Below are 23,786 nucleotides of genomic sequence, written 5' to 3'. Positions count from 1 at the left end.
GCCCGGCAAGGGCCGACCTCTTTGTCATGCCGACGGGTGCCGCCCTTGTCCTGCCTTGTCATGCTGACGGGGGCCCTCCCCGTGCTGCCTCGCGGTCCCTCGCCGTCCCTCCCGCGTCGTGCCGCGGGATGCCGCCGTCCCGCCGTCGCCCCGCCCCCGTCCTGCCCTCCCCGCCTCGTCGGCGTTAGCGTCACCCCATGGACACGACCACGCCCTCCCCCGCTCCCGCCCCGGCCTGGCAGGAGGCGGGCTGGGAACGGCTCGCCGCGCGCGTGGGCCGGTGCAGGCTGCCGGTGTGGGACTGCACCGCCGGGCTCGTCGTCGGCACCGGCGCCGCCCTCATGATCGAGGCCGGGTCCAGCCTGCGCGAGGGCTCCCGGCTGCGCGCCGACGCCCGGCGGCTGCTCGGCGGCGACCGGCGCGTGACCCATCTCGCCCTCACCCACCCCCACTTCGACCACGTGCTCGGCGCCGCCGCGTTCGCGGGCGTCGAGGTGTTCGGCGCCGTCGGCCTCGACACCGTCCTCGACCACGACCGCGAGGGCCTGCGCGCCGACGCCGTCGCCCAGGGAGTCGACCCGGCCGCCGCGGCCGAGGCCGCCGACCTCCTGGTCCGGCCCCACCACCTGGTGTGCGGGGAGCGGACCCTGGACCTCGGCGGCCTCCAGGTGCTGCTCGCCAACGTCGGCCCCGGGCACACCGGCCACGACCTCGCCGTCCTCGTGCCCGGCGGCCCGGGCGAACCCGAGGTCGTCTTCTGCGGCGACCTGGTCGAGGAGTCCGGCGAACCGCAGGCAGGTCCGGACGCGGCGCCCCGGCACTGGCCCGCCGCCCTCGACCGGCTCCTCGACCTGGGCGGCCCGGACGCGCTGTACGTGCCCGGGCACGGGGCCGTCGTCGACGCCGCTTTCGTACGCCGCCAACGCGACGAGCTGGCCCGGCGGTTCGGTGTCGCCTGACGCCATGCCATAACGTCTGGCCCATGCGCAGCTACCACCCGGACCTGACCCCGCCCTGGAAGAAGCCGGCCGCCGTCCCCGAGGTGCCCGCCGAGGCCGACCTGGTCGTGGAGGAGGTCACCACGGGTTTCTGCGGCGCGGTGATCCGCTGCGAGAAGACCGCCGAGGGGCCGACGGTGACCCTGGAGGACCGCTTCGGCAAGCACCGCGTGTTCCCGATGGCGCCGCGCGGCTTCCTCCTGGAGGGCAGGGTGATCACCCTGGTACGCCCCGCGGCGGCCGCCGCACCCAGGCAGCCCGCGCGCACCGCGTCCGGCTCCCTCGCCGTTCCCGGCGCGCGGGCGCGGGTGGCCCGCGCGGGACGCATCTACGTGGAGGGGCGGCACGACGCCGAGCTGGTCGAGAAGGTCTGGGGCGACGACCTGCGCATCGAGGGGGTCGTCGTCGAGTACCTGGAAGGCATCGACGACCTGCCCGCCATCGTCGACGCGTTCGCCCCCGACGCCGACGCCCGCCTCGGCATCCTCGTCGACCACCTGGTCCCCGGCTCCAAGGAGTCCCGCATCGCCGCGGCCGTCAGCAGCGACCACGCCCTGGTCGTCGGCCACCCCTACATCGACGTGTGGGAAGCGGTGAAGCCGTCCTCGGTGGGCATCACGGCCTGGCCCCGGGTCCCCCGCGGCCAGGACTGGAAGACGGGGGTGTGCCGCGCCCTGGGCTGGCCGGAGAACACGGGCGCGGCCTGGCAGCACATCCTGGGCAGGGTCCACACGTACAAGGACCTGGAGCCGGCGCTGCTGGGGAGGGTCGAGGAACTGATCGATTTCGTGACGGCGCCGTAGCCCACCCTCGTGTCAGGCACCGGACGAGGCCGTCTCCGCCCACCCGCAGCTTGAGGACGAGGCCATGTCAGCCCGTCCGGCGCTTGAGGACGAGGCGCGAAGCGCCGAAAGGGGGCAAGGGGCGCAGCCCCATATGGAACGCTCAGTCGACAAGGTCCCGCACGACGGCGTCGGCAAGCAACCGCCCCCGCAGGGTGAGCACGGCCCGCCCCTGCACGAAGGGCCCACCCTCCAGCAACCCATCAGCCAACGCCCGCCGCGCGGAGGCAAGCCCCGCCTCCTTCAGGAGGGACAACGGACACCCCTCAAGCAGCCGCAGCTCAAGCAGCACCCGCTCGACCCGCCGATCCTCGTCCGACAGGACCTCCCGCCCGGCCCCGGGCGACCGACCCCCCGCGAGCGCGGCAGCGTACGCGCCGGGGTGCTTCACGTTCCACCACCGCACACCCCCCACATGGCTGTGGGCCCCCGGCCCGGCCCCCCACCAGTCGGCGCCCCGCCAGTACAACTCGTTGTGCAGACACCGCCCTGCCTCGGAGGTGGCCCAGTTGGACACCTCGTACCAGTGGAACCCGGCATCGGAGAGCCGCTCCTCGGCGATCAGATACCGGTCGGCGTGCACGTCGTCGTCGGTCATGGGCACCTCACCGCGCCGGATCCGCCGGGCGAGCTGCGTCCCCTCCTCGACGATCAGCGCGTACGCGGATACGTGATCGGGCCCGGCCCCGATGGCGGCGTCCAGGGAGGCCCGCCAGTCGTCGTCGGTCTCGCCGGGGGTGCCGTAGATGAGGTCGAGGTTGACGTGCTCGAACCCCGCCGCACGCGCCTCGGCGACGCAGGCCTCGGGCCGCCCGGGCGTGTGCGTACGGTCGAGGATCTTCAGGACGTGCTGCTTGGCGCTCTGCATGCCGAAGGAGACACGGTTGAAGCCGCCCTCGCGCAGGGCGCTCAGATAGGCGGGGTCGACGGATTCCGGGTTCGCCTCGGTCGTGATCTCCGCGTCGTCGGCGAGCCCGAACTCGTCGCGTACGGCGGCGAGCATCCGTACGAGGTCGTCGGCGGCGAGCAGCGTGGGCGTGCCACCGCCCACGAACACGGTCCGTACGGGGCGCGGGTCGTCGCCGAGGACCTTGCGGGCGAGACGGATCTCGTCGATCAGGGTGTCGGCGTAGTTGTCGCGGGAGGCGAGGACGCCGCCGCTGCCGCGCAGCTCGGTGGCGGTGTAGGTGTTGAAGTCGCAGTAGCCGCAGCGGGTCGCGCAGTACGGCACGTGCAGATAGCACCCGAGCGGCCGCTCACCCGCTCCGACCAGGGCGGAAGCGGGTAGCGCCCCGTCCTCGGGCATGGGCTCACCATCGGGCAGTACGGAAGGCATGTCTGCCATTGTCCCGGACGCGCCGGGGTTGCCGGTCCCCGCGTTCCCGGGGCGCTCCGCGAAGGCACCCCACCGATCACTTCGCCCTGAGCACGAGGAGCGCCAGATCATCGTCCGGCGGCCGCTGCGAGAACTCGTGGACGAGCCGCCGGATGCGCTCGGCGACGAGCCCCGCGTCCAGGCCCGCGCACCCCGCGAGGGCCTTGGCGAGCCCGTCCCCGTCGTCGAAGAGGTGCAGTCCCGAGCGCCGCTCCGTGACCCCGTCGGTGACGCACAGCAGCGTGTCACCGGTGCGCAGCTCGAAGGTGGTGCTGGTGTACGACTCGTCGTCGACGACACCGAGCAGCATCTGCGGCGCCGCCACGGGCCGCACCTGCCCGTCGGCACCGAGGACCAGCGGCAGCGGATGCCCGGCGCACGCCACGGTGCACCGCACGCCGCCGTCGAAGGGCACCAGCTCGCCGTAGAGGAGGGACAGGAAGCGCGAGGTGGGGCCGTCGGTGGGCTCGTCCTGGCCGCCGGCGACGGCGAGGACGGCCGCGGCGGCGTCGGCGGCCTCCGTGGCGTCGTCGAGGAGGAGCTGGTTGAGGCGGTCGAGGACCTCCGCGACCTGGTAGCCCTCGCGGGCGAGCAGCCGCAGCCAGGGCCGGGCGAGCCCGATGACGACGGCCGCCTCCGGCCCCTTGCCCTGGACGTCGCCGAGGGCGAAGCACCAGCGGCCCTGCCCGGCGGGGAACACGTCGTAGAAGTCGCCGCCGGGCCCGCCCTGCTCCCGGGGCTCGTACACGATGCCGCTCTCCACGCCGGGGATCTCCGCGACGGCGCTCGGCAGCAGGCCGCGCTGGAGGACCTGGCTGATGGTGGCCTGGCGCTGGTAGCGGCGGGCGGCGCTGATGGCGAGGGCGACGCGGCGGCTGAAGTCCTCGACGAGCCCGGCGACCTCGTCGGGGAAGCGCATGAGCCCGGCCCGCCCGATGACCAGGGTGCCGAGCTGCCTGCCGCCCGCCACCAGGCGGTACGCGAGGGCCGCACCGCCCGTTTCGCCGCCGCCAAGGGCGTCCCCGGGCCACAGCGCGGCCACCGCGCCGGAGCCCACCGCGTCAGTCAGCCGCGGCGGCTCCTTCTCCAGGAGCCTCCGCAGCTCCTCTATGCGGTGTTCGCTGGTGTGCCAGACGCGCGCGAGGCGCGTGCCGGGAGCGCGGCCGCCGGGGGCGCGCCCCGGGCCCTCGGCCTCGTCGTCGAGCCAGACCGCGCACCAGTCCGCGAGGCGCGGCACGAGCAGCTGGCCGGCGAGGGCCGCGACCAGGTTCTCGTCGAACTGTCCGGCGAGCAGGTCGGAGGCCTCGGCGAGGAAGGTGAGGGCGCCGCGGTTGATCCAGTCGGTGTCGTGGGTGGTGGTCTTGGGCATCGGCGCGAGGATCTCGGCGGCGCGCAGGCCGCGGTGCGGGGCCTGTTGACCGGCGTACGTCTCGAACTCCTCGGCGACGGGGAGCCCTTCGACGGGCAGGCGGGCCCAGACCGTCTTGGTGCCGGAGCGGTAGGTGATGCCCCAGGACTCGGAGAGGGTGGCGACGAGTTGCAGGCCGCGGCCGTACTCGGGGGTGCCGGGCTGCGGGGCGCGGGGCTCGCTGCGCACGGCGCGCGCCGGGTGATGGTCGGACACCTCGACGACCAGGGCGTCGGTGTTCTCCCCGGGGGCGCCTTCGTCGAAGCGGAACAGGACGTCGACAGCGGTGCCCGCGTGCACGACGGCGTTCGTCACCAACTCGCTGACGAGCAGCACCGAGTCGTCGGCGAGCCGGTCGGTGACGCCGGTCACGGCGGGCGCGCCGAGCTCGGTCCAGTCGGCGAGCGCCGCGCGGACGAACCGGCGGGCCGCGGCGGGAGCCAGGGGGTTTCCGGGCAGGGACGTGCGCACCACGGCCCGTGTTCCGGGGCGCGCCGCGGGCTGGGCGGAAGCACGAAAAGTAGTCTCCCGTTGCATCGGAATGGCCCCCACAGTGCGGCTCCTGAGCAGTTCGGACGAATACGCCTCAGGCGACACGAACAGAGTGACAGACTGACTGGGCCCATAAGCACCGAGTTACCGAAGTGGGCCACCATGAGTGAGAACAGCGCTACGCCCGCGCTCGGACGCGGTCAGATTCCGTCATCCGCCGATACGGGCGTTCCTGTGCGGATTTCGGCGCCGGGCGCCCCTGCGGCTCCCGGGGCGACGCCCCCACCGGCCATCGCGGATCCGGGCGGCCGGTGCCGGCCCCGGACCTCGGCGGTGGCGCCCGGCGAGATCCGGCCAGCCGACGCGGGCGGCGTGGACTGCGCCTCATCGCCGTCGCAGCCCACGCCCCCTGACCCTCTGTCACCGTCAACTTCCGCTGACATACCGGGACTTGAGACACAGAAGGGGCCCGGAGCGGTGGCTCCGGGCAGCCCGCGCGCGTCCGCGCGACCGGCGCTCGACGCCTCGCCCACACCCTCGGCACCGGAGTGCGCCCACTCGGTTTCCGCGGCCGAGCAGCGCCCCGGGCGCTCCGTCCGCGCCAAGATCCCGTCCCCGGCCGGGGAGCCGCCCCCGTTCAGCGACGCGCCCCCGTCCGGCCGGACACCCCCGTCCGGCCACGCGCCCTTGCCCGGCCGGACACCCCCGTCCGGCGAGGCCCCCCGCCCCAAGGACGCGGAGGCCCACAAGGCCCCCGCTCCGGCCGCAGCACCGCCCGCGGCCCCGGCCAGGCGCTCGCCCAAACGCCGGCCCAGGCCCACCCGCACGCCGGATCCGGGCCCCGCCTTCACCCCCGAGACGATCCTCGGCGACCCGTCGGACACGTCCGCCGCCGATCTGCGCGCCCTGCTCGCCGCCATGCGGGCCGCCCGCGACGGCAAGTTCACCAAGGCCCCGCACACCAGCTCGGGCCTGGTCGCCGAGCTGGTCACGGTGTTCAACGAACTGGTGGACCGCTCCACGCACTTCGACGGCGAACTCCTGCGCGTACGCCGGGAGATGGTCCGGCACGGCCGCCTGGACACGCGGTTCACGGCGAGCCCGGGGCAGGGCAGCTGGGCCACCCGGATCATCGAGGTGAACTCGCTCCTGGACTCGCTGGTCGCACCCGCCACGAACGCGACCCGCGTCCTGAACGCCGTCGCGGGCGGTGACCTCACCCAGCGCGTCGACCTGCACGACGGCTCCCGGGAGCTGCGCGGCGACCTGCGGCGCCTGGGGCGTGCCGTCAACACGATGGTCGACCAGCTGTCACTCTTCACGGGCGAGGTCACGCGGGTGGCCCGCGAGGTCGGCACGGAGGGGCGGCTCGGCGGGCGCGCCAAGGTCCGCGGCCTTTCCGGGAGCTGGCGGGACGTGACGGAGGCCGTGAACACGATGGCCTCCCGGCTGACCGCGCAGGTCCGCGACATCGCGCTCGTCACCACGGCCGTGGCACAGGGCGATCTGACCCGCACGGTAACCGTCGAGGCGACCGGTGAGCTGCTGGAACTGAAGCTCACCGTGAACACGATGGTCGAGCAGCTCTCCGCGTTCGCGGCGGAGGTGACGCGTGTCGCCCGTGAGGTGGGCACGGAGGGGCGGCTCGGCGGGCGGGCGCAGGCCCGTGGTGTGTCCGGGGTGTGGAAGGACCTCACCGACAACGTCAACTTCATGGCGTCGAACCTCACCTCCCAGGTCCGCAACATCGCCCAGGTCACCACGGCCGTCGCCAACGGCGACCTGAGCCAGAAGATCACCGTGGACGCGCGCGGCGAGATCCTGGAGCTGAAGGACACCGTCAACACGATGGTCGACCAGCTCTCCGCGTTCGCCGACGAGGTCACCCGCGTCGCCCGCGAGGTCGGCACCGAGGGCAACCTCGGCGGCCGCGCCCACGTGCGGGGCGTGTCGGGCGTCTGGAAGGACCTCACCGACAACGTCAACTTCATGGCGGACAACCTCACTTCGCAGGTCCGCAACATCGCCCTGGTGTCGACGGCCGTCGCGCAGGGCGATCTGTCGAAGAAGATCACGGTGGAGGCCAAGGGCGAGATCCTGGAGCTGAAGTCGACGATCAACACGATGGTCGACCAGCTCTCCGCGTTCGCCGACGAGGTCACCCGCGTCGCCCGCGAGGTCGGCACCGAGGGCAACCTCGGCGGTCAGGCGCAGGTGCGCGGCGTCAGCGGCGTCTGGAAGGAGCTGACGGACAACGTCAACTTCATGGCCTCGAACCTCACCTCCCAGGTCCGCAACATCGCCCAGGTCACCACCGCCGTCGCCAACGGCGACCTGTCGAAGATGATCACGGTGACGGCGCGCGGCGAGATCCTGGAGCTGAAGGACACCGTCAACACGATGGTGGAGCAGTTGCGTGCCTTCGCGGACGAAGTCACGCGGGTGGCCCGCGAGGTGGGCACGGACGGGCGCCTCGGCGGCCGGGCGCAGGTCCTCGGCGTGTCCGGGGTGTGGAAGGACCTCACCGACAACGTCAACTACATGGCGGACAACCTCACCGGCCAGGTCCGCAACATCGCACAGGTCGCCACCGCCGTGGCGCAGGGCGACCTGTCGAAGAAGATCGACGTGGACGCGCGCGGCGAGATCCTGGAGCTGAAGACCACCATCAACACGATGGTGGACACGCTGTCGTCGTTCTCCTCGGAGGTCACCCGCGTGGCCCGCGAGGTCGGCTCGGAGGGGCAGCTCGGCGGTCAGGCCCGGGTCGAGGGCGTGTACGGCACGTGGAAGCGCCTGACCACGAACGTGAACGAACTCGCCCTGAACCTGACCACGCAGGTCCGCGCGATCGCCGAGGTCGCCTCCGCGGTGGCACAGGGCGACATGTCCCGCTCCATCACCGTCGAGACGCGCGGCGAGGTCGCCGAGCTGAAGGACAACATCAACCTGATGGTGTCCAACCTCCGTGAGACCACCCGCGCCAAGGACTGGCTGGAGTCCAACCTCGCCCGCCTCGCCGGCCTGATGCAGGGCCACCGGGACCTGATGGAGGTCGCCGACCTCATCCTGCGCGAGCTGACCCCGCTGGTGAACGCCGGGTACGGCGCGTTCTTCCTGGCCGACCCGGACGCGGACGGCACCGCGCCGCCGCAGGCCTCGCCCGCCAAGGGCCTCGCCTTCATCGCCGGGTACGGCTCCGCGCAGGGCAGCGCCACCGAGGAGGAAGGGTTCCTCGTCGACACCGGCGGCATGCCCGCGCACGGCCTGGTGCGGCAGGCGGCCCTGGAGAAGAAGCGGATCCTCCTGGACGAGGTGCCGCCCGACTACATCAAGATCCACTCAGGGCTCGGGGACGCCTCGCCCGCCAGTGTCGTCATCATCCCGATCCTGTTCGAGGACAAGCTGCTCGGCGTCATCGAGCTGGCCACGTTCTCCCGCTTCTCCGACGTCCACCTGGCGTTCTTCGACCAGTTCGTGAACACCATCGGCGTCGCCATCAACACCATCATCGCCAACTCCCGTACGGAGTCGCTGCTCAGCGAGTCCCAGCGGCTCGCCATCGAGCTCCAGGAGCGCTCGGACGAGCTCCAGCGCCAGCAGGCCGAGCTGCGCCGTTCCAACGCCGAGCTGGAGGAGAAGGCGGCCCTGCTCGCCACCTCCTCGCAGTACAAGTCGGAGTTCCTCGCGAACATGTCGCACGAGCTGCGCACCCCGCTGAACTCCCTGCTGATCCTGGCCAGGCTGCTCTCCGACAACCCCGACAACAACCTCTCCGACCAGGAGGTCCAGTTCGCGACCACCATCCACCGCTCGGGCTCCGACCTGCTCCAGCTCATCAACGACATCCTCGACCTGTCGAAGATCGAGGCCGGGCGGATGGACGTACGCCCGAAGAAGCTCCCGCTGATCAAGGTCCTTGACTATGTGCACGCCACGTTCCGGCCGCTCACCATCGACCGCGGCCTCTCCTTCGACGTGACGGTGGGCCACAACGTGCCGAGGGAGATGTTCTCCGACGAGCAGCGGCTCCAGCAGATCCTGCGCAACCTGCTCTCGAACGCGGTCAAGTTCACCGCGAACGGCCGCGTGGAGCTGCGCGTGCAGCACGTCACGCAGTGCCCCGACCCGCTGCTCAGCGAGCGCGGCGACCTGATCAGCTTCGCCGTGCGGGACACCGGCATCGGCATCCCGCCCGAACAGCTCCCCGTGATCTTCGAGGCGTTCCAGCAGGTCGACGGCACCACCAACCGCAAGTACGGCGGCACCGGACTCGGCCTGTCCATCAGCCGCGAGATCGCCGGTCTGCTCGGCGGCCGCATCACCGCCGAGAGCAGGCCCGGCGAGGGCTCCACCTTCACGCTGTACGTGCCCGTGGTGCACCCCGGCCACGGCGCGGCGGCCGCGGCGTACGCCTCCGCGCGCACCGCGCCCGTCCCGGTCCCGCACGACGAGACCACCACGACCACCCACACGCTGCCGGAGACCGACGACAACTGGCCGGCGCCGACCAAGCTCGAGGTGTGGAAGGAGGGGCGCGCGGGGCGGATACTGCCGGGCCGCCGGGTGCTCATCGTCGACGACGACATCCGCAACGTCTTCGCCCTCACCCACGTCCTCAGCCGCGTCGGCCTGGTGGTGCTCTACGCCGAGAACGGCCGCGAGGGCGTCGAGACCCTGGAGCGCAACCCCGACATCGACCTGATCCTGATGGACATCATGATGCCGGAGATGGACGGGTACGAGACCATCGCCGCCATCCGCCGCGCCCCCCGCTGGACCGGCCTGCCGATCATCGCCCTCACCGCGAAGGCGATGCCCGGCGACCGCGAGAAGGCCATCTCGCAGGGGGCCACCGACTACGTACCGAAGCCGGTGGACGTGGACCAACTGCTCGTGGCCGTCTGCTCTCTCCTGGACCCGGAGGGCGCCTCGTTCTACAAGCAGTCCAACGCGGCCCTCGAAGTTGCCGCCGACCCGGAGCAGCCGGTGCCGCCGGCCGCCGACCGCCGGGAGTCCGGCCCCGCCGACCTGACCACCCCTGTCGGCCCCACCGGTCTCGTCGGCCCCGTCGCCCCCATCGGCCAGGCCGACCTCGTCGAACCCTCTGAACCCGTTGACTCGGAGCGCCGCGACACGCAGGGGGAGCCTGTCGCGCCGCCCATGACTGAGTGAGGCACCTGTCACCATGAGCACAGAGGCGCCGACCGACAACCGCGCCAGCATCCTCCTGGTCGACGACATGGAGGACAACCTGATGGCCCTGGAGGCGGTCCTGGGCTCCCTCAACGAGCCGCTCGTACGGGCCCGTTCCGGGGAGGAGGCGATGAAGGCGCTGCTGCGGCAGCGGTTCGCCGTGATCCTCCTGGACGTGCGGATGCCGGGCATGGACGGCTTCGAGACCGCGTCCAACATCAAGCGCCTCGACCAGACGAAGGACGTGCCGATCATCTTCCTGACCGGCACGGACAACGACGCGGGCTACGCCTTCCGCGGCTACGCGACAGGCGCCGCGGACTACCTCACCAAGCCCTTCGACCCCTGGGTGCTGCGCGCCAAGGTCACCGTCTTCCTCGAACTGCACCGCAAGAACCAGCAATTGGAACGCATGCTGGCGCGCGAGCAGGTGCAGTTCGACGAACTGTCCGAACGGCTGTCCGCGATCGAGCGACATATGGCGGCGAGCAGCCTGACCGACGTGCTCGAACTGCGCCACCACGTGGCGCACATGGAGGAACTGGTACGGGAGATGCGGCGCGGGCGGGCCACCTGAGCGGTGCGGGGCCCCGGGCTCCGGGGCCCCGCCCGCCCCCGCGCGCGCTCACCACCGCACGCACGCGCGGGCTCAGGCCTCGCGCGAGCCCGCGTACATCTCCTCGATCAGCTCCTTGTACTCGCGCTCCACGACCGGCCGCTTGAGCTTCAGGCTGGGCGTCAGCTCGCCGTGCTCGACGTCGAGGTCGCGGGGAAGCAGCCTGAACTTCTTGACGGTCTGCCAGCGCTGCAGCCCGTCGTTGAGCTGCTTCACATAGCCCTCGATGAGGGTGACCGTCGCCGGGGCCGCGATCACCTCGGCGTAGGACTTGCCGCCGAGTCCGTTCTCCTCGGCCCAGCCCATCAGGGACGGCTCGTCGAGGGCGATGAGCGCGGTGCAGAAGTTCCGGTCGGCGCCGTGCACGAGGATGTTGGAGACGTACGGGCACACGGCCTTGAACTGGCCCTCGACCTCGGCGGGCGCGATGTACTTGCCGCCGGAGGTCTTGATCAGGTCCTTCTTGCGGTCGGTGATCCGCAGATAGCCGTCGGGGGACAGCTCCCCGATGTCGCCGGTGTGGAACCAGCCGTCGGACTCAAGGACCTCGGCCGTCTTCTCGGGCTGGCCGTGGTAGCCCTCCATCACGCCGGGGCTGCGCAGCAGGATCTCGCCGTCGTCGGCGATCCGGACCTCGGTGCCGGGCAGCGGCTTGCCGACGGTGCCGGTGCGGTAGGCCTCACCGGGGTTCACGAAGGACGCGGCGGAGGTCTCGGTGAGGCCGTAGCCCTCCAGGATGTGGATGCCGGCGCCCGCGAAGAAGTATCCGATCTCGGGCGCGAGCGCCGCCGACCCGGACACCGCGGCCCGCAGCCGCCCGCCGAAGGCCTCCCGCAGCTTGCCGTAGACGAGCTTGTCGGCGACCGTGTGCTTGGCGCCGAGCCCGAACGGCACCGAGGCCACCCCGGTCCTGCGGAAGTTGTCCTGGCTGGTCTTCGCGTACTCCCTGGCGACCTCCGCCGCCCACTGGAAGATCTTGTACTTCGCGCCGCCACCGGCCCGCGCCTTGGCCGCGACGCCGTTGTAGACCTTCTCGAAGATGCGCGGCACGGCGGCCATGTACGTGGGCTGCACCACCGGCAGATTCTCGATGATCTTGTCCACGCGGCCGTCGACGGCCGTGACGTGTCCGAGCTCGATCTGTCCGCTGGTCAGCACCTTGCCGAAGACGTGCGCGAGCGGCAGCCACAGGTACTGCACGTCGTCGGGCGTGAGCAGCCCCGTCGCCGCGATGGCCTTGGCCATGTACGACCAGTTGTCGTGCGGCAGCCGCACGCCCTTCGGACGGCCCGTGGTCCCCGACGTATAGATGATGGTCGCGAGGTGATCGGGCCTGATCGCGTCGATCCGCTCCTTGACCGCCTGGGGGTTCTTCTCCAGGTAGGCGGCACCGCGGGTTTCGAGGTCGGCGAGCGTGAGCACCCAGCCCTCGGGGTCGTCCGCCGCAGGTGCCACGCCGTCGGCGTCGAACACCACGACGTGCTTGAGCTCGGGCAGGTTCGCCCGCTGCTCCCGCGCCTTCGCCAGCTGCTCGGCGTTGTCCGCGATCAGGACGCGGCTGCCGGAGTCACCGAGGATGAACGCGGACTCCTCGGCGTTGGTCTGCGGATACACCGTCGTCGTGGCCGCTCCGGCGCACAGGATGCCCAGGTCGGCGAGGATCCACTCGACGCGGGTCGCGGAGGCCAGCGCCACCCGGTCCTCGGGGTTCAGGCCCAGTTCGACGAGGCCGGCCGCGATGGCGAAGACCCGCTCGGCGGCCTGAGCCCAGCTCAGTGCCCGCCAGTCGTCGGGGCCCTCGCCCGACGCCGCCGGGACGGGATAGCGGTAGGCCTCGGCGTCGGGTGTGGCCGCGACCCGTTCCAGGAAGAGGTGCGCCACGGACGGCGGACGGTTCTCGATCAAGGTCTGTGTGTCGCTCACGACATCCTCCGGGCCCGCGACGGTGCGTGCTACTGACTGGTGTTCTGCTTGGCTGTGTCCTGCGCTCTCGCGCCTCTCCGGGCACTTGTTTAACTTGCGAGTAACCTACGAGCAGAGATCAGAGTAAAGGCCGGACGCCATGTGCGTAAGGGTCTGCCGCCTGTCACTTCCCGCGGGTTCCTCCTCACGTCGGCCCGGTGCGTCCGGTGAGGCCACGGCGGGGGTGCCCCGGGGCCTGGCACGGACGCCGTACGGACAGAGCGCCCACCCGGAAGCCGGGCGGGCGCTCTGTTCGCGTCGCGGTCTCGTGGCGCGGGCTCGTGGCGGTCTCCCGTCGCGGGCTCGTGGCACACGCGGCGCGAGGGCCGCTTGGCGCACGCGGCGCGAGGGCCGCTTGGCGCACGCGGCGCGAGGGCCGCTTGGCGTACGCGGCGCGAGGGCCGCTTCCGCTACTTCTTCTTGCCGGAGCCCTCGTCGCTGGACAGCACCGCGATGAAGGCCTCCTGCGGGACCTCCACGGAGCCGACCATCTTCATCCGCTTCTTGCCTTCCTTCTGCTTCTCGAGCAGCTTGCGCTTGCGCGAGATGTCACCGCCGTAGCACTTGGCGAGGACGTCCTTGCGGATGGCGCGGATGGTCTCGCGGGCGATGACCCGGGAGCCGATGGCCGCCTGCACGGGCACCTCGAAGGCCTGCCGCGGGATCAGCTCGCGCAGCTTGGCCACGAGCCGCACGCCGTACGCGTACGCCGCGTCCTTGTGCGTGATCGCCGAGAACGCGTCGACCTTGTCGCCGTGCAGCAGGATGTCGACCTTGACGAGCTGCGCGGACTGCTCGCCCGTGGGCTCGTAGTCCAGCGAGGCGTACCCGCGCGTCTTGGACTTCAGCTGGTCGAAGAAGTCGAAGACGATCTCCGCGAGCGGCAGGGTGTACCGGATCTCGACGCGGTCCTCGGACAGGTAGTCCATGCCGAGCAGGGTGCCGCGCCGGTTCTGGCACAGCTCCATGATCGAGCCGATGAACTCGGACGGGGCGAGGATGGTCGCCCGCACGACGGGCTCGTACACCTCGTCGATCTTGCCCTCGGGGAACTCGCTCGGGTTGGTGACGACGTGCTCGGTGCCGTCCTCCATGATCACGCGGTAGACCACGTTGGGGGCGGTGGCGATCAGGTCGAGCCCGAACTCGCGCTCCAGGCGCTCCCGGATCACGTCCAGGTGCAGCAGGCCGAGGAAGCCGACGCGGAAGCCGAAGCCGAGCGCGGCGGAGGTCTCCGGCTCGTACACCAGCGCGGCGTCGTTGAGCTGCAGCTTGTCCAGGGCGTCGCGCAGCTCCGGGTAGTCCGAGCCGTCCAGCGGATAGAGCCCCGAGAAGACCATGGGCTTGGGGTCCTTGTAGCCGCCGAGCGGCTCCGTGGCGCCCTTGTGCAGGGAGGTGATCGTGTCACCGACCTTGGACTGGCGGACGTCCTTCACGCCGGTGATGAGGTAGCCCACCTCGCCCACGCCGAGCCCGTCGGCGGCGAGCATCTCGGGCGAGTTCGTCCCGATCTCCAGGAGCTCGTGGGTCGCGCCCGTCGACATCATCCGGATCCGCTCACGCTTGTTGAGCTGGCCGTCGACGACTCGTACGTACGTGACCACGCCCCGGTACGAGTCGTACACCGAGTCGAAGATCATCGCGCGGGCGGGCGCGTCCTTGACGCCGACCGGCGGCGGGACCTCGGCGACGACCTTGTCGAGCAGCGCCTCCACGCCGAGCCCGGTCTTCGCGGAGACCTTGAGCACGTCGTCCGGGTCGCAGCCGATGAGGTTGGCGAGCTCCTCGGAGAACTTCTCGGGCTGGGCCGCCGGCAGGTCGATCTTGTTGAGCACCGGAACGATCTTGAGGTCGTTCTCCATCGCCAGATACAGGTTGGCGAGGGTCTGCGCCTCGATGCCCTGAGCCGCGTCGACCAGGAGGATCGTGCCCTCGCAGGCCGCGAGCGAACGGGAGACTTCATAGGTGAAGTCCACGTGGCCCGGGGTATCGATCATGTTCAGGATGTGCGTCGTGCCCTCGTCGGGGCCCTCGGTCGGGGCCCAGGGCAGACGCACGGCTTGGGACTTGATCGTGATGCCGCGCTCGCGCTCGATGTCCATACGGTCGAGGTACTGGGCGCGCATCTGCCGCTGCTCGACCACGCCGGTCAGCTGCAGCATGCGGTCGGCGAGCGTGGACTTGCCGTGGTCGATGTGCGCGATGATGCAGAAATTGCGGATCAGAGCCGGGTCGGTACGGCTCGGCGCGGGCACATTCTTAGGGGTCGCGGGCACGCAGGGTCCTGTCTCTTGAGGCGCCTTATGCCTCGGGTCGGATCGATACGTAGCCTCCATCGTCCCACGGGTGGGCCGCGAGGATCGGTTTGGGCCGGTCGCAGGGCGGCTGGTAACGTGGGCAGCTGTGTCTCTCAGCCCTCTCGCCGGGTGGCACATGTCAGAGAAATCAGCAGTACCTGAACCTGAGAAGGCTCTTTCGTGGCGAACATCAAGTCCCAGATCAAGCGGAACAAGACCAACGAGAAGGCGCGCCAGCGCAACAAGGCCGTCAAGTCCTCGCTGAAGACCGCGATCCGCAAGGCCCGCGAGGCCGTTGCCTCCGGTGACACCCAGAAGGCGACCGAGCTGACCCGTGAGGCCACGCGCCAGCTCGACAAGGCCGTCTCCAAGGGCGTCATCCACAAGAACCAGGCCGCCAACAAGAAGTCGGCGCTTGCTTCGAAGGCCGCGTCCCTCTAAGGCCGACCAGTGATGTAACCGCCGGGAGGACCAGAGCGGGCCCTCTCTCATCCGCTCCCGACCGGCACCCCGATCCACACGCGGCCTGCGTTCGCCACGCGGGTGTGGATCTTGAAGAGCTTGAGCTTGACCGAAGGCCCCGCACACCGTCCTTCCCCAGGACTGCGTGCGGGGCTTTTCGGGTTTTGGGGGTGTGAGGGTCTTGGGGGGTCTGAGGTTTCGGGGGTGTGAGGGTTCGGGGGTGTGAGGGTTCGGGGGTGTGAGGGTTCGGGGGTGTGAGGGTTCGGGGGTGTGAGGGTTTCAGGGCCTGAAGGTCTCGGGGCCTGAAGGTCTTGGGCTGGGTCCGGGGCCTGAGGTCTGCGAGGCCTGGGGGCTGAGGTCTGGAGCCTGGGGCCGGGGCCTGGGGAGCCTGGGGTCCGGGGCGGAGCCCCGGTTTCGGGAAGGGGCGGGATCGGGGAAAGAAAATCCCGCCGCAACGGCGCTCAACCCCGAACAAACCACCCCGGCGGTGCCGACCCACCCCCGCCCCTGAGGGGAGAGACACCCCCGCCCCCGGAGAAGAGAGACCTACCCCCGCCCCCCGGAGGGGGGACCTACCCCCGCCGAAGCCGAGCCGCCCGAGCAACGGCGACGACAGCCTTCTCCAGGGCATACGCCGGGTCGTCCCCACCCCCCTTGACGCCCGCGTCAGCCTCCGCACAGGCCCGAAGCGCCACAGCAACCCCCTCCGGCGTCCACCCCCGCATCTGCTGCCGCACCCGATCGATCTTCCACGGCGGCATCCCCAGCTCGCGCGCGAGATCAGCGGGCCGCCCACCCCGCGCGGACGACAGCTTCCCGATGGCCCGCACCCCCTGCGCCAACGCCGAGGTGATCATCACGGGCGCGACGCCGGTCGCCAGGGACCACCGCAGCGCCTCCAGGGCCTCCGCCGCCCTCCCCTCCACGGCCCGGTCGGCCACGGTGAAGCTGGACGCCTCCGCCCGCCCCGTGTAGTACCGCCCGACGACCGCCTCGTCGATCGTGCCCTCGATGTCCGCGACGAGCTGCGCCGCGGCGGACGCCAGCTCCCGCAGGTCACTGCCGATGGAGTCGACCAGGGCCTGGCACGCCTCGGGCGTCGCCGACCGCCCGAGGGCCCGGAACTCACCCCGCACGAAGGACAGCCGATCCGCGGGCTTGGTCATCTTCGGGCAGGCCACCTCCCGCGCCCCCGCCTTGCGCGCGGCGTCGAGCAGCCCCTTGCCCTTGGCCCCGCCCGCGTGCAGCAGCACCAGGGTGATCTCCTCGACAGGCGCCCCCAGATACCCCTTCACGTCCTTGACCGTGTCCGCCGACAGGTCCTGCGCATTGCGTACGACGACGACCTTGCGCTCGGCGAACAGCGACGGGCTGGTCAGCTCGGCGAGGGTGCCGGGCGCCAGCTGGTCGGGCGTGAGGTCACGGACATCGGTGTCGGCGTCCGCGGCCCGCGCGGCGGCGACGACCTCCTGCACGGCGCGGTCGAGCAGCAGGTCCTCCTGCCCCACGGCGACCGTGACAGGAGCGAGCGGATTGTCGTTTGCGTTCTTCCTGGCCATCGCGGTCAAGCATCCCACGCAGCACTGACAGCTCAGGCCGAAGCGGCGTCCGGCGGGCGCGGCCGGGAAGGGAGCGAGGGGCCGGGCCCGGGGCCGCCGAGCCGGACGCGGGGCACGGCCCGACGTCGCCGTATCGGAGAATGGGCAGGTGACCGACGTACGACATGTCCTGGTGCTGCCCGACCGCGACGCCGCCGAGCAGCTCGCCGAAGAACTCCCCGACCGCTTCGGCGTCCCCGACGAACCCCAGCTCGTCCGGGACGCGCTGGCCGGCGAGGACGACGCCGAGGACGCCCAGTGGCTGGTGGTCGTCGAGGACCCCGAGCGCCGCCTGGACCCGGCGGAACTGGACGCGCTGGCAGCCGAGTTCGAGGGCTGGCTGGAGGCGCCCTAGCCGAGGCTCAGGCCTTGGGCAGGACCTGGATGTCCAGCTCGATGGTGATGCTGGCGCCGACCGCCGCGATCCCCCGGGCGAGCATCGTCTGCCACGTGATCGTGAAGTCGTCGCGGTGCAGCTCGGTCGTCGCCCGGCACGCGGCCCGCGTCTCGCCCTCGAGGCCGTGCCCGACCCCCAGGTACTCCGTGTCGAGGGTGACCGTCCGCGTCACACCGTGCAGCGACAGCGCTCCCGTGATCGCCCAGCGCGCGCCGCCCTTGTGCACGAACTTGTCGCTGTAGAACTCCATCGTCGGAAACCGCGCCACGTCCAGGAAGTCACCCGACCGCAGATGGTCGTCGCGCATCTTGACGGCCGTGTCGATGGAGGACGCGTCGATCACGACGTGCATCGCGGAGTCCTCCATCCGCTCGGCAAGACGGATCGCCCCCGCGAACGTGTTGAACCGGCCGTGGATCCGCGCGAGCCCGATGTGCCGCGCCGTGAACGCGATCGAGGAGTGCAGCGGGTCGATGTCCCAGTCCCCGGACTCCGGCAGCCCGGGAAGCTGCGCGATCTGCAGCGTCACATCCCCCATCGACGCGTGCGCGCCCTCGCCCACCGTGATGTTCGCCCGGTACGGCGTGAACCCCTCCGCCGACACCGCGAGCCGGTACTCCCCCGCGGGCACCGTCGCGACGAACGACCCGAACGGGTCCGTCCCACCACTGACGATCTTGCGGCCCATGGCGTCGCTGACCGACAGCTCCGCGTGCCGCACCACCTCGTTGACGGGGTCGAGCACCCGGCAGCTGAGCACTCCCGCGCCGGTCGGCACCGTCATCGCCGACAGCGGCCCGGACCGCCCGCCCCGGCCCCAACGGTTTCCCAGCCAACGGCCGAACACTGCGACACACCCCGCACACCTTGACAACACCTGCAACGAAAAGGCATTCGATCACCGTTGCGGCATTCGATGCAAACGCAACCACTTCAGCAAGAACGTTGTGGAATTGACCGAAGCACCCGCACTGTCCCCATGAACCCGATTAACCGCTCAGCCCCACTCCGTCTCCCCTCTCTCCTCTCCCCTCCGGCACGACCGGGACGATTGGCGCGGCCATCGGCGCAGCGGCCCGCGCCCCCTCACACGACGCTTCGCGGTCCGGGGCCGCCGAGAGAGGCGACGCGGAGTCGAAGTCGAAGGTCTCCACGGCGGCGTCGGCCGGGAACTCCGAATGATCGCCCCAGACCCGCGCGAACTCGACCAGCAGGTTCCACGAAGCAGTCGCGTGCAGCTCCGTCTCACCGGCCTGCTCAGCCGGACCGCTCCGGTGGAAGACCACCGCCGCGATCTGCTTCTGCGCGGCCAGACGCAGGGCCACGGCCGCGCGCCGCGCTTCGCCCTGAAGCGGAGCCACATCGGACACCCGCGCCCACACGAACCCAACCAGCCGCGTGAACTGCTCCTCAGTGATCCGCTCCACCTCTACCCCCGCGACCAGCACGCCCATCCACCTAATACACAGCCAACCATCCCCTCTCAGGCGCTCCTCCCCGTGCCCCGGTGGCGCGGCCCAGCCGGGCCCAAACCCAGGCCTACGCCTGGCGAGCACCGCCCCGAGCACCGCCCCGAGCACCGGGCAACGGGTGCGCCTGTGTCGTGTGTTCCCCGCCGCTCACCTGCGCGTCGCCACCCCCAGCTCGGCCACCCCCTCCCCGCCCTCGCCGGCGTCCTCGCCCGCACCCCGGCCCCTCTCCGAGGGCTCCGTCCGCGCCCCGGCCCGCCCTCCGGTCACCGCGATGGCGCCGCTCGTGTCCGTCCGCAGCACCTGCGCGCCGCCGGCCCGCAGCGCCGCGACCGTCCGGGGTGACGGGTGCCCGTACGGGTTGTCCGCGCCGCACGAGACCAGCGCGAGACGCGGTCCCGCCCGTCGCAACAGCAACGGATCCTGGTACGCCGACCCGTGATGCGCGACCTTCAGCACATCGACCCGCGGCAGCGCGGCGCCCGCCGGGGTGCGCAACAGGGCCCGCTGGGCCGGTGGTTCCAGGTCGCCGAGCAGGAGCAGGGTGAGCCCCGCGATCCGCGCCAGGAGGGTGACGCTGGCGTCGTTCGGCCCATCCGGCCGTGGCCCAGGATCGGGCCGCGGCCAGAGCACCTGCCACTCCAGCGGCCCGGCACGCCTGCGCTCCCCGGCGACGGCCCGGGTCAGGGGGATCCCCCGCCCGGCGGCCTGCCCGCGCACGAACTCGGCCTGCCCCGGCGGCTCCTGGAACCCCGTCGTCTGGATCGCCCCCACCGACCGCCCCCGCAGGACCCCGGGCAGCCCGGCCACATGGTCCGCGTGAAAGTGCGTCAGGAGCACCAACGGCACCCGCGTCACACCGAGCGAACGCAGGCACCGGTCGACGAGCACAGGATCGGGCCCCGCGTCGACGACGACCCCGGCACCCTCGCCCGCCGCGAGCACCGTCGCGTCCCCCTGCCCCACATCGCACATCACAAGCCGCCACCCTTGCGGTGGCCAGCCCGCGATGACCCGGGTGAGGGGCGGAGGTTGGACGACCGCCAGCAGGAACAGCAGCGCGCAGCCCGCGCTCAGCCACGGATGCCGGGCGAGCCCGCGGCAGGCCAGGACCACGACGGCGGTGACGACCGCGAGCAGCAGTGCACCGCCCCAACTGCCCGGCCAGTCGATCCCGTTCCCCGGCAGCGCCGCCCCCGTCCGGGCGATCCCCGCGATCCAGCCCACCGGCCAACTCGCGCACCACGTGAGCACCTTGGCCACCGGCATCGCCACCGGCGCCACCGCGAGCGCCGCGAACCCCAGCACCGTGGCCGGCGCGACCGCGAACTCCGCGAGCAGGTTGCACGGCACCGCGACCAGGCTCACCCGTGCCGCGAGCACCGCCACGACCGGCGCGCACACCGCCTGCGCCGCCGCCGCGGCCGCCAGCGCCTCGGCCGCTCGCCCCGGCACCCCGCGCCGCCGCATCGCCGCACTCCACCTCGGCGCCAGCGTCAACAACGCCCCCGTCGCCAGGACGGACAGCAGGAAGCCGTAACTCCGCGACAGCCAAGGGTCGTACAGCACCAGCAGCAGTACCGCCGCTGCCAGCGCGGGCAGCAGCGATCTGCGCCGCCCCGTCCCGATGGCCAGCAGCACGATCAGTCCGCAGGCCGCCGCCCGCAGCACACTCGGCTCCGGTCTGCACACGATGACGAATCCGAGCGTCAGGCCGCCGCCGATCAGCGCCGTCGTGCGCAGCGGGATGCCCAGCCTCGGCGCGAGCCCGCGCCGTTCCGCACGGTGGGCCGTGCCGGGCGGCCCGATGAGCAGCGCGAGCACGATGGTGAGGTTCGCCCCGCTGACCGCGAGAAGGTGCGTGAGGTCGGTCGCCCGGAATGCCTCGTCCAGTTCCGGCGGCACCCGCGAGGTGTCCCCGCTCACCAGCCCCGGCAACAGCGCGCGGGCATCCTCCGGCAGCCCGTCCGTCGCCTCCCGCAGCCCCGCCCGCAGGTCCCCCGCGAACCGCTGCGCCATCGACGGCGCCCCCACCACCTGCGGCGCCTGCCCCTCGGGCACCCGCAGCACGGCCGCGATCCGCTCGCCGTCCGACCACGGCACCGCCAGGCTCCCCCGCACCCGCAGCCGCGTGGACGGCAACAGGTCCAGCCACGGCGACCCTCGCTGCCGCACATCCGCACCCTCGGCGCCTACACCTTCCGGCGAGCCGCCGACTCCGACGGGGCCGACGCCACCGGCAGCACCGACACCACGGGCAGCACCCTCAGCGCCCCCGACCCGGGCCCCGCCCCCGGCTCCGGCTCCGGCTCCGGCTCCGGCTCCGGCAGCGCCCTCGGCGTCCTCGGCGCCCTCGGCATCGTCTGAGCCGCGTCCGCCTTCCGGCCGCCAGAACCCGTACCGCGAACCCGTGTCGCCCCTCTCTCCCGGCTCGCCCCTCCCTCCCGGCTCGTTCTGCTCGACCGGCCTGCCGCTCGCTCCCTGCTCACGCTGCTCACGCGCCCCCTTCGTGCCCCTCCTGTCCTCGCGCACAATGACCAGCACCGGCGCCCGCGTCCCGCTCGTCGTGCCGTCGGCCTCCTGCACGCGGACGACCTCCCCGTTCAGCACGATGGACGGCGGAGCCGCCCGGTCTCCCGTCACCCGGGGCCGCGTACGGCGCGGGTCCGACGTCACCTCCACCTCCGCCGTCACCTCGGCGTACCGCTCAGCCAGCTCGGGCACCGGGCCTCGGTGCAGGTCCGCCCCGTGCAGCCCGGCCGAGGCAGCCGACGCCGCCGCGCACAGCAGGATCGCGGCCACACTCACCCGGCCCCACGCGAAGCGGCCCCGCCTCCGGAGACCCAGGGGCCGGACACCCCCTCCCCTGGCGGCGGCGCGGCCTTCCGCTGCTTGCGCGGGCGCTCTCGCTCCCGTCCGGGTGTGGACACCCCCGGCGCGGGTCTGCCCGTCCCGGCATGCCCACGCGGTCCACGTCACCAGAAGCACCCCGGCCACCACCACGCAGACCACGACGGCGCCCACGACCACGCGGGGTGGAGCGTCCAGCGCGAGGGCCGCCGCTGCCCAGGCCGCGAGGGCGGGAGGCACCAGGCGGAGGTCGGCCGGACCCTCCTGGCGCGGGTCGGCCGGACCGTCCGGGCGTGAGCCGGTACGGCTGCCCTGGCCCGGCTCGGCAGAACCGCCCTGGCCCGGCTCGGCAGAACAGCCCTGACTCGGTCCGGCGGAGCCGTCCCGGCGCGGGCTGGCAGAGCCAGGCCGACGTCGACCAACGGGGCCACTCCGATGTGGGGCAGCAGGGCCACGCCAGTGCAGGGCGCCAGGGCCGCCCTGATGCAGGTCGCGCCTCATGGCCGCACAAGGTTCTGCAGATCCGCGAACCGCTTCTCGCCGATGCCGTTCACTTCCCGGAGCTCGTCCACCGAGCGGAATCCCCCGTGCTCCGTGCGGTAGTCGATGATGTGCTGCGCCAGGACCGGGCCCACCCCGGGCAAGGTGTCCAATTGCTCGGCGGTGGCGGTGTTGAGCCCCACGGGTCCTGTCACCGTGCCGGCGCCCCCTGCCGGTCCGGCCGCCGCGCCTCCGGCTGTCGGTCCCGGGCCGGAGCCCGGCGGGGCGGCCTGCCCCGAACCCGGCACCGGTGGCAGGGGGCCGCCCACCACGATCTGCTCGCCGTCGATGAGGAGCCGGGCGCGATTGAGCCCGTCCGTCTTCGTGCCGGGGCGAACCCCGCCCGCCGCCCGCAACGCGTCGGCCACGCGGGAGCCTCCCGGCAGTCGTTGCACCCCAGGGCTGCGGACCTTGCCCCTGACGTCCACGACGACGCCCGCCGTCGCGCCCGCACCGCTCCCCGCACCGGTGGCGTCGCCCGGCGCGCCCTGCGGGAGTTCCCCGTCGGGTGCGGGCGGTGCCCCGGGCGATGGCGAGGGTCCCGGCCCTTCGCCGGGTCCCGCCGCCTCGCCCACCACGTCCGGCGCCCGGACGGGCTGTGTCCGCCCCGTCCAGAAGTGCTGTGCCGCGAAGACCGCGGTCACGATCAGGACCAAGCCGAGGGCGACGACGCTCCGCCGCTCCATGCCGCACCGCAACCGCAGCCAGAGCGGCAGCCTCTCCCGCACGGCGAGCCCGGCCCGCACCCGCCACGACGACTCCACTCGGGCATCGGCCCCGGAACCCTCACCCGTCCCACCCAGGCCATCCGGCCCACCCGCAGACTTCGCCGGGCCAACCCGGCCCGAGTCCACCAACTCCACGGAGCCCACGGGGCCGATGGGGTCGGCGGGACCGATGGGGTCGATGGGGTCGACGGCGCCCACCCGCCCCACCGGGCGAACCGGGTCCACCGGACCCCCAACACCCCCACCACTGCCACGGTCAGCCGCACCAGCACCAGCACCAGCACCAGCCTCACCGACTCTCCCACCCCAAGCAGGAGTTACCCCCCTCCCCCGCCCAGACCCCACAGGCAGCGTCGGAGCCCGCCCTCGCCCTCCTCCCCTCACGCCCGGCTCGGCGAAGAGCGCCTCAGCTCGCAGCCGCACGGCCTCCGCCGCCGCGCGCCTGCGTCGGGCGCGGCGGCGAGCGTGGCGCCGCGTCACGTGCCCCACAGCCACGCGGTGTTCCTGCGTCGGCCCGTCCTCCGAGCCCGGCACCCGCCCCGGGCCGCCGCGCGGC

General features: G+C 72.3%; 15 protein-coding genes. 6 read left to right on the top strand and 9 right to left on the bottom strand.

The features are described from left to right. Positions 1-197: 197 nt before the first annotated feature. Positions 198-959 (top strand): MBL fold metallo-hydrolase, encoded by a 762-nt coding sequence (locus tag QUY26_RS26605; RefSeq protein ID WP_289950900.1) that lies wholly within the window; start codon positions 198-200, stop codon positions 957-959. Positions 960-982: 23 nt separating this feature from the next. Then, complete coding sequence (locus QUY26_RS26600; protein ID WP_289950899.1) at positions 983-1,801, top strand: DUF3097 domain-containing protein; 819 nt, start codon at positions 983-985, stop codon at positions 1,799-1,801. A 142-nt stretch (positions 1,802-1,943) separates the two neighbouring features. Here QUY26_RS26600 and hemW read toward each other — a convergent pair whose 3' ends face one another. Continuing rightward, entirely contained in the window at positions 1,944-3,176 is a 1,233-nt protein-coding gene (hemW, locus tag QUY26_RS26595) for a radical SAM family heme chaperone HemW (protein WP_289950898.1), read from the bottom strand. A 76-nt stretch (positions 3,177-3,252) separates the two neighbouring features. After that, positions 3,253-5,160 (bottom strand): ATP-binding SpoIIE family protein phosphatase, encoded by a 1,908-nt coding sequence (locus QUY26_RS26590; protein ID WP_289950897.1) that lies wholly within the window; start codon positions 5,158-5,160, stop codon positions 3,253-3,255. 873 nt (positions 5,161-6,033) lie between these two features. On the opposite strand from QUY26_RS26590, the gene QUY26_RS26585 reads away from it, so the two are divergent. Both QUY26_RS26585 and QUY26_RS26580 read left to right on the top strand, forming a co-directional pair. After that, on the top strand, positions 6,034-10,290 hold the full coding sequence (locus QUY26_RS26585) for a HAMP domain-containing protein (RefSeq protein ID WP_289956073.1): 4,257 nt from the start codon (positions 6,034-6,036) through the stop codon (positions 10,288-10,290). Positions 10,291-10,303: 13 nt separating this feature from the next. Beyond that, positions 10,304-10,888, top strand: a complete 585-nt coding sequence (locus tag QUY26_RS26580; RefSeq protein WP_289950894.1) for a response regulator — start codon at positions 10,304-10,306, stop codon at positions 10,886-10,888. Positions 10,889-10,960: 72 nt separating this feature from the next. On the opposite strand, the gene QUY26_RS26575 is transcribed toward QUY26_RS26580, so the two are convergent. Then, complete coding sequence (locus tag QUY26_RS26575) at positions 10,961-12,850, bottom strand: AMP-dependent synthetase/ligase (RefSeq protein ID WP_289950892.1); 1,890 nt, start codon at positions 12,848-12,850, stop codon at positions 10,961-10,963. A gap of 449 nt (positions 12,851-13,299) precedes the next feature. Next, on the bottom strand, positions 13,300-15,165 hold the full coding sequence (lepA, locus tag QUY26_RS26570) for a translation elongation factor 4 (RefSeq protein ID WP_289950890.1): 1,866 nt from the start codon (positions 15,163-15,165) through the stop codon (positions 13,300-13,302). A 201-nt stretch (positions 15,166-15,366) separates the two neighbouring features. Between lepA and rpsT the strand changes: the two genes are divergently transcribed. After that, positions 15,367-15,627 (top strand): 30S ribosomal protein S20, encoded by a 261-nt coding sequence (gene rpsT, locus QUY26_RS26565; protein WP_289950888.1) that lies wholly within the window; start codon positions 15,367-15,369, stop codon positions 15,625-15,627. A 593-nt stretch (positions 15,628-16,220) separates the two neighbouring features. On the opposite strand, the gene holA is transcribed toward rpsT, so the two are convergent. After that, positions 16,221-17,207 carry a DNA polymerase III subunit delta gene (gene holA / locus QUY26_RS26560; protein ID WP_289950886.1) on the bottom strand — a complete coding sequence of 329 codons (987 nt, stop codon included), beginning with the start codon at positions 17,205-17,207 and terminating at the stop codon, positions 16,221-16,223. 148 nt (positions 17,208-17,355) lie between these two features. Between holA and QUY26_RS26555 the strand changes: the two genes are divergently transcribed. Next, positions 17,356-17,601, top strand: coding sequence for a hypothetical protein (locus QUY26_RS26555; protein WP_289950884.1), 246 nt, complete (start codon positions 17,356-17,358; stop codon positions 17,599-17,601). A gap of 7 nt (positions 17,602-17,608) precedes the next feature. On the opposite strand, the gene QUY26_RS26550 is transcribed toward QUY26_RS26555, so the two are convergent. The 4 genes from QUY26_RS26550 to QUY26_RS26535 all read right to left on the bottom strand — a co-directional run bounded on the left by QUY26_RS26550 (position 17,609) and on the right by QUY26_RS26535 (position 23,455). Then, positions 17,609-18,490, bottom strand: a complete 882-nt coding sequence (locus QUY26_RS26550; protein WP_289950883.1) for a YceI family protein — start codon at positions 18,488-18,490, stop codon at positions 17,609-17,611. 142 nt (positions 18,491-18,632) lie between these two features. Next, positions 18,633-19,097 carry a hypothetical protein gene (locus QUY26_RS26545; protein WP_289950882.1) on the bottom strand — a complete coding sequence of 155 codons (465 nt, stop codon included), beginning with the start codon at positions 19,095-19,097 and terminating at the stop codon, positions 18,633-18,635. A gap of 165 nt (positions 19,098-19,262) precedes the next feature. Then, a complete protein-coding gene (locus QUY26_RS26540) occupies positions 19,263-21,920 on the bottom strand; it encodes a ComEC/Rec2 family competence protein (protein WP_289950880.1) in 2,658 nt (885 codons plus the stop codon). A gap of 539 nt (positions 21,921-22,459) precedes the next feature. Continuing rightward, positions 22,460-23,455, bottom strand: a complete 996-nt coding sequence (locus QUY26_RS26535; protein WP_354670706.1) for a ComEA family DNA-binding protein — start codon at positions 23,453-23,455, stop codon at positions 22,460-22,462. Between the last annotated feature and the right edge of the window lie 331 nt (positions 23,456-23,786).

It is taken from the genome of Streptomyces flavofungini (assembly GCF_030388665.1).
GTDB lineage: Bacteria > Actinomycetota > Actinomycetes > Streptomycetales > Streptomycetaceae > Streptomyces > Streptomyces flavofungini_A.
This window is presented reverse-complemented; position numbering and strand designations above follow the sequence as displayed.

Coding starts and splice junctions, on each gene's coding strand:
- hemW (WP_289950898.1), bottom strand. CDS start 3,176: ATGCCTTCCGTACTGCCCGATGGTGAGCCCATGCCCGAGGACGGGGCG.
- QUY26_RS26545 (WP_289950882.1), bottom strand. CDS start 19,097: ATGGGCGTGCTGGTCGCGGGGGTAGAGGTGGAGCGGATCACTGAGGAG.
- QUY26_RS26600 (WP_289950899.1), top strand. CDS start 983: ATGCGCAGCTACCACCCGGACCTGACCCCGCCCTGGAAGAAGCCGGCC.
- QUY26_RS26580 (WP_289950894.1), top strand. CDS start 10,304: ATGAGCACAGAGGCGCCGACCGACAACCGCGCCAGCATCCTCCTGGTC.
- holA (WP_289950886.1), bottom strand. CDS start 17,207: ATGGCCAGGAAGAACGCAAACGACAATCCGCTCGCTCCTGTCACGGTC.
- QUY26_RS26585 (WP_289956073.1), top strand. CDS start 6,034: ATGCGGGCCGCCCGCGACGGCAAGTTCACCAAGGCCCCGCACACCAGC.
- QUY26_RS26605 (WP_289950900.1), top strand. CDS start 198: ATGGACACGACCACGCCCTCCCCCGCTCCCGCCCCGGCCTGGCAGGAG.
- QUY26_RS26590 (WP_289950897.1), bottom strand. CDS start 5,160: ATGCAACGGGAGACTACTTTTCGTGCTTCCGCCCAGCCCGCGGCGCGC.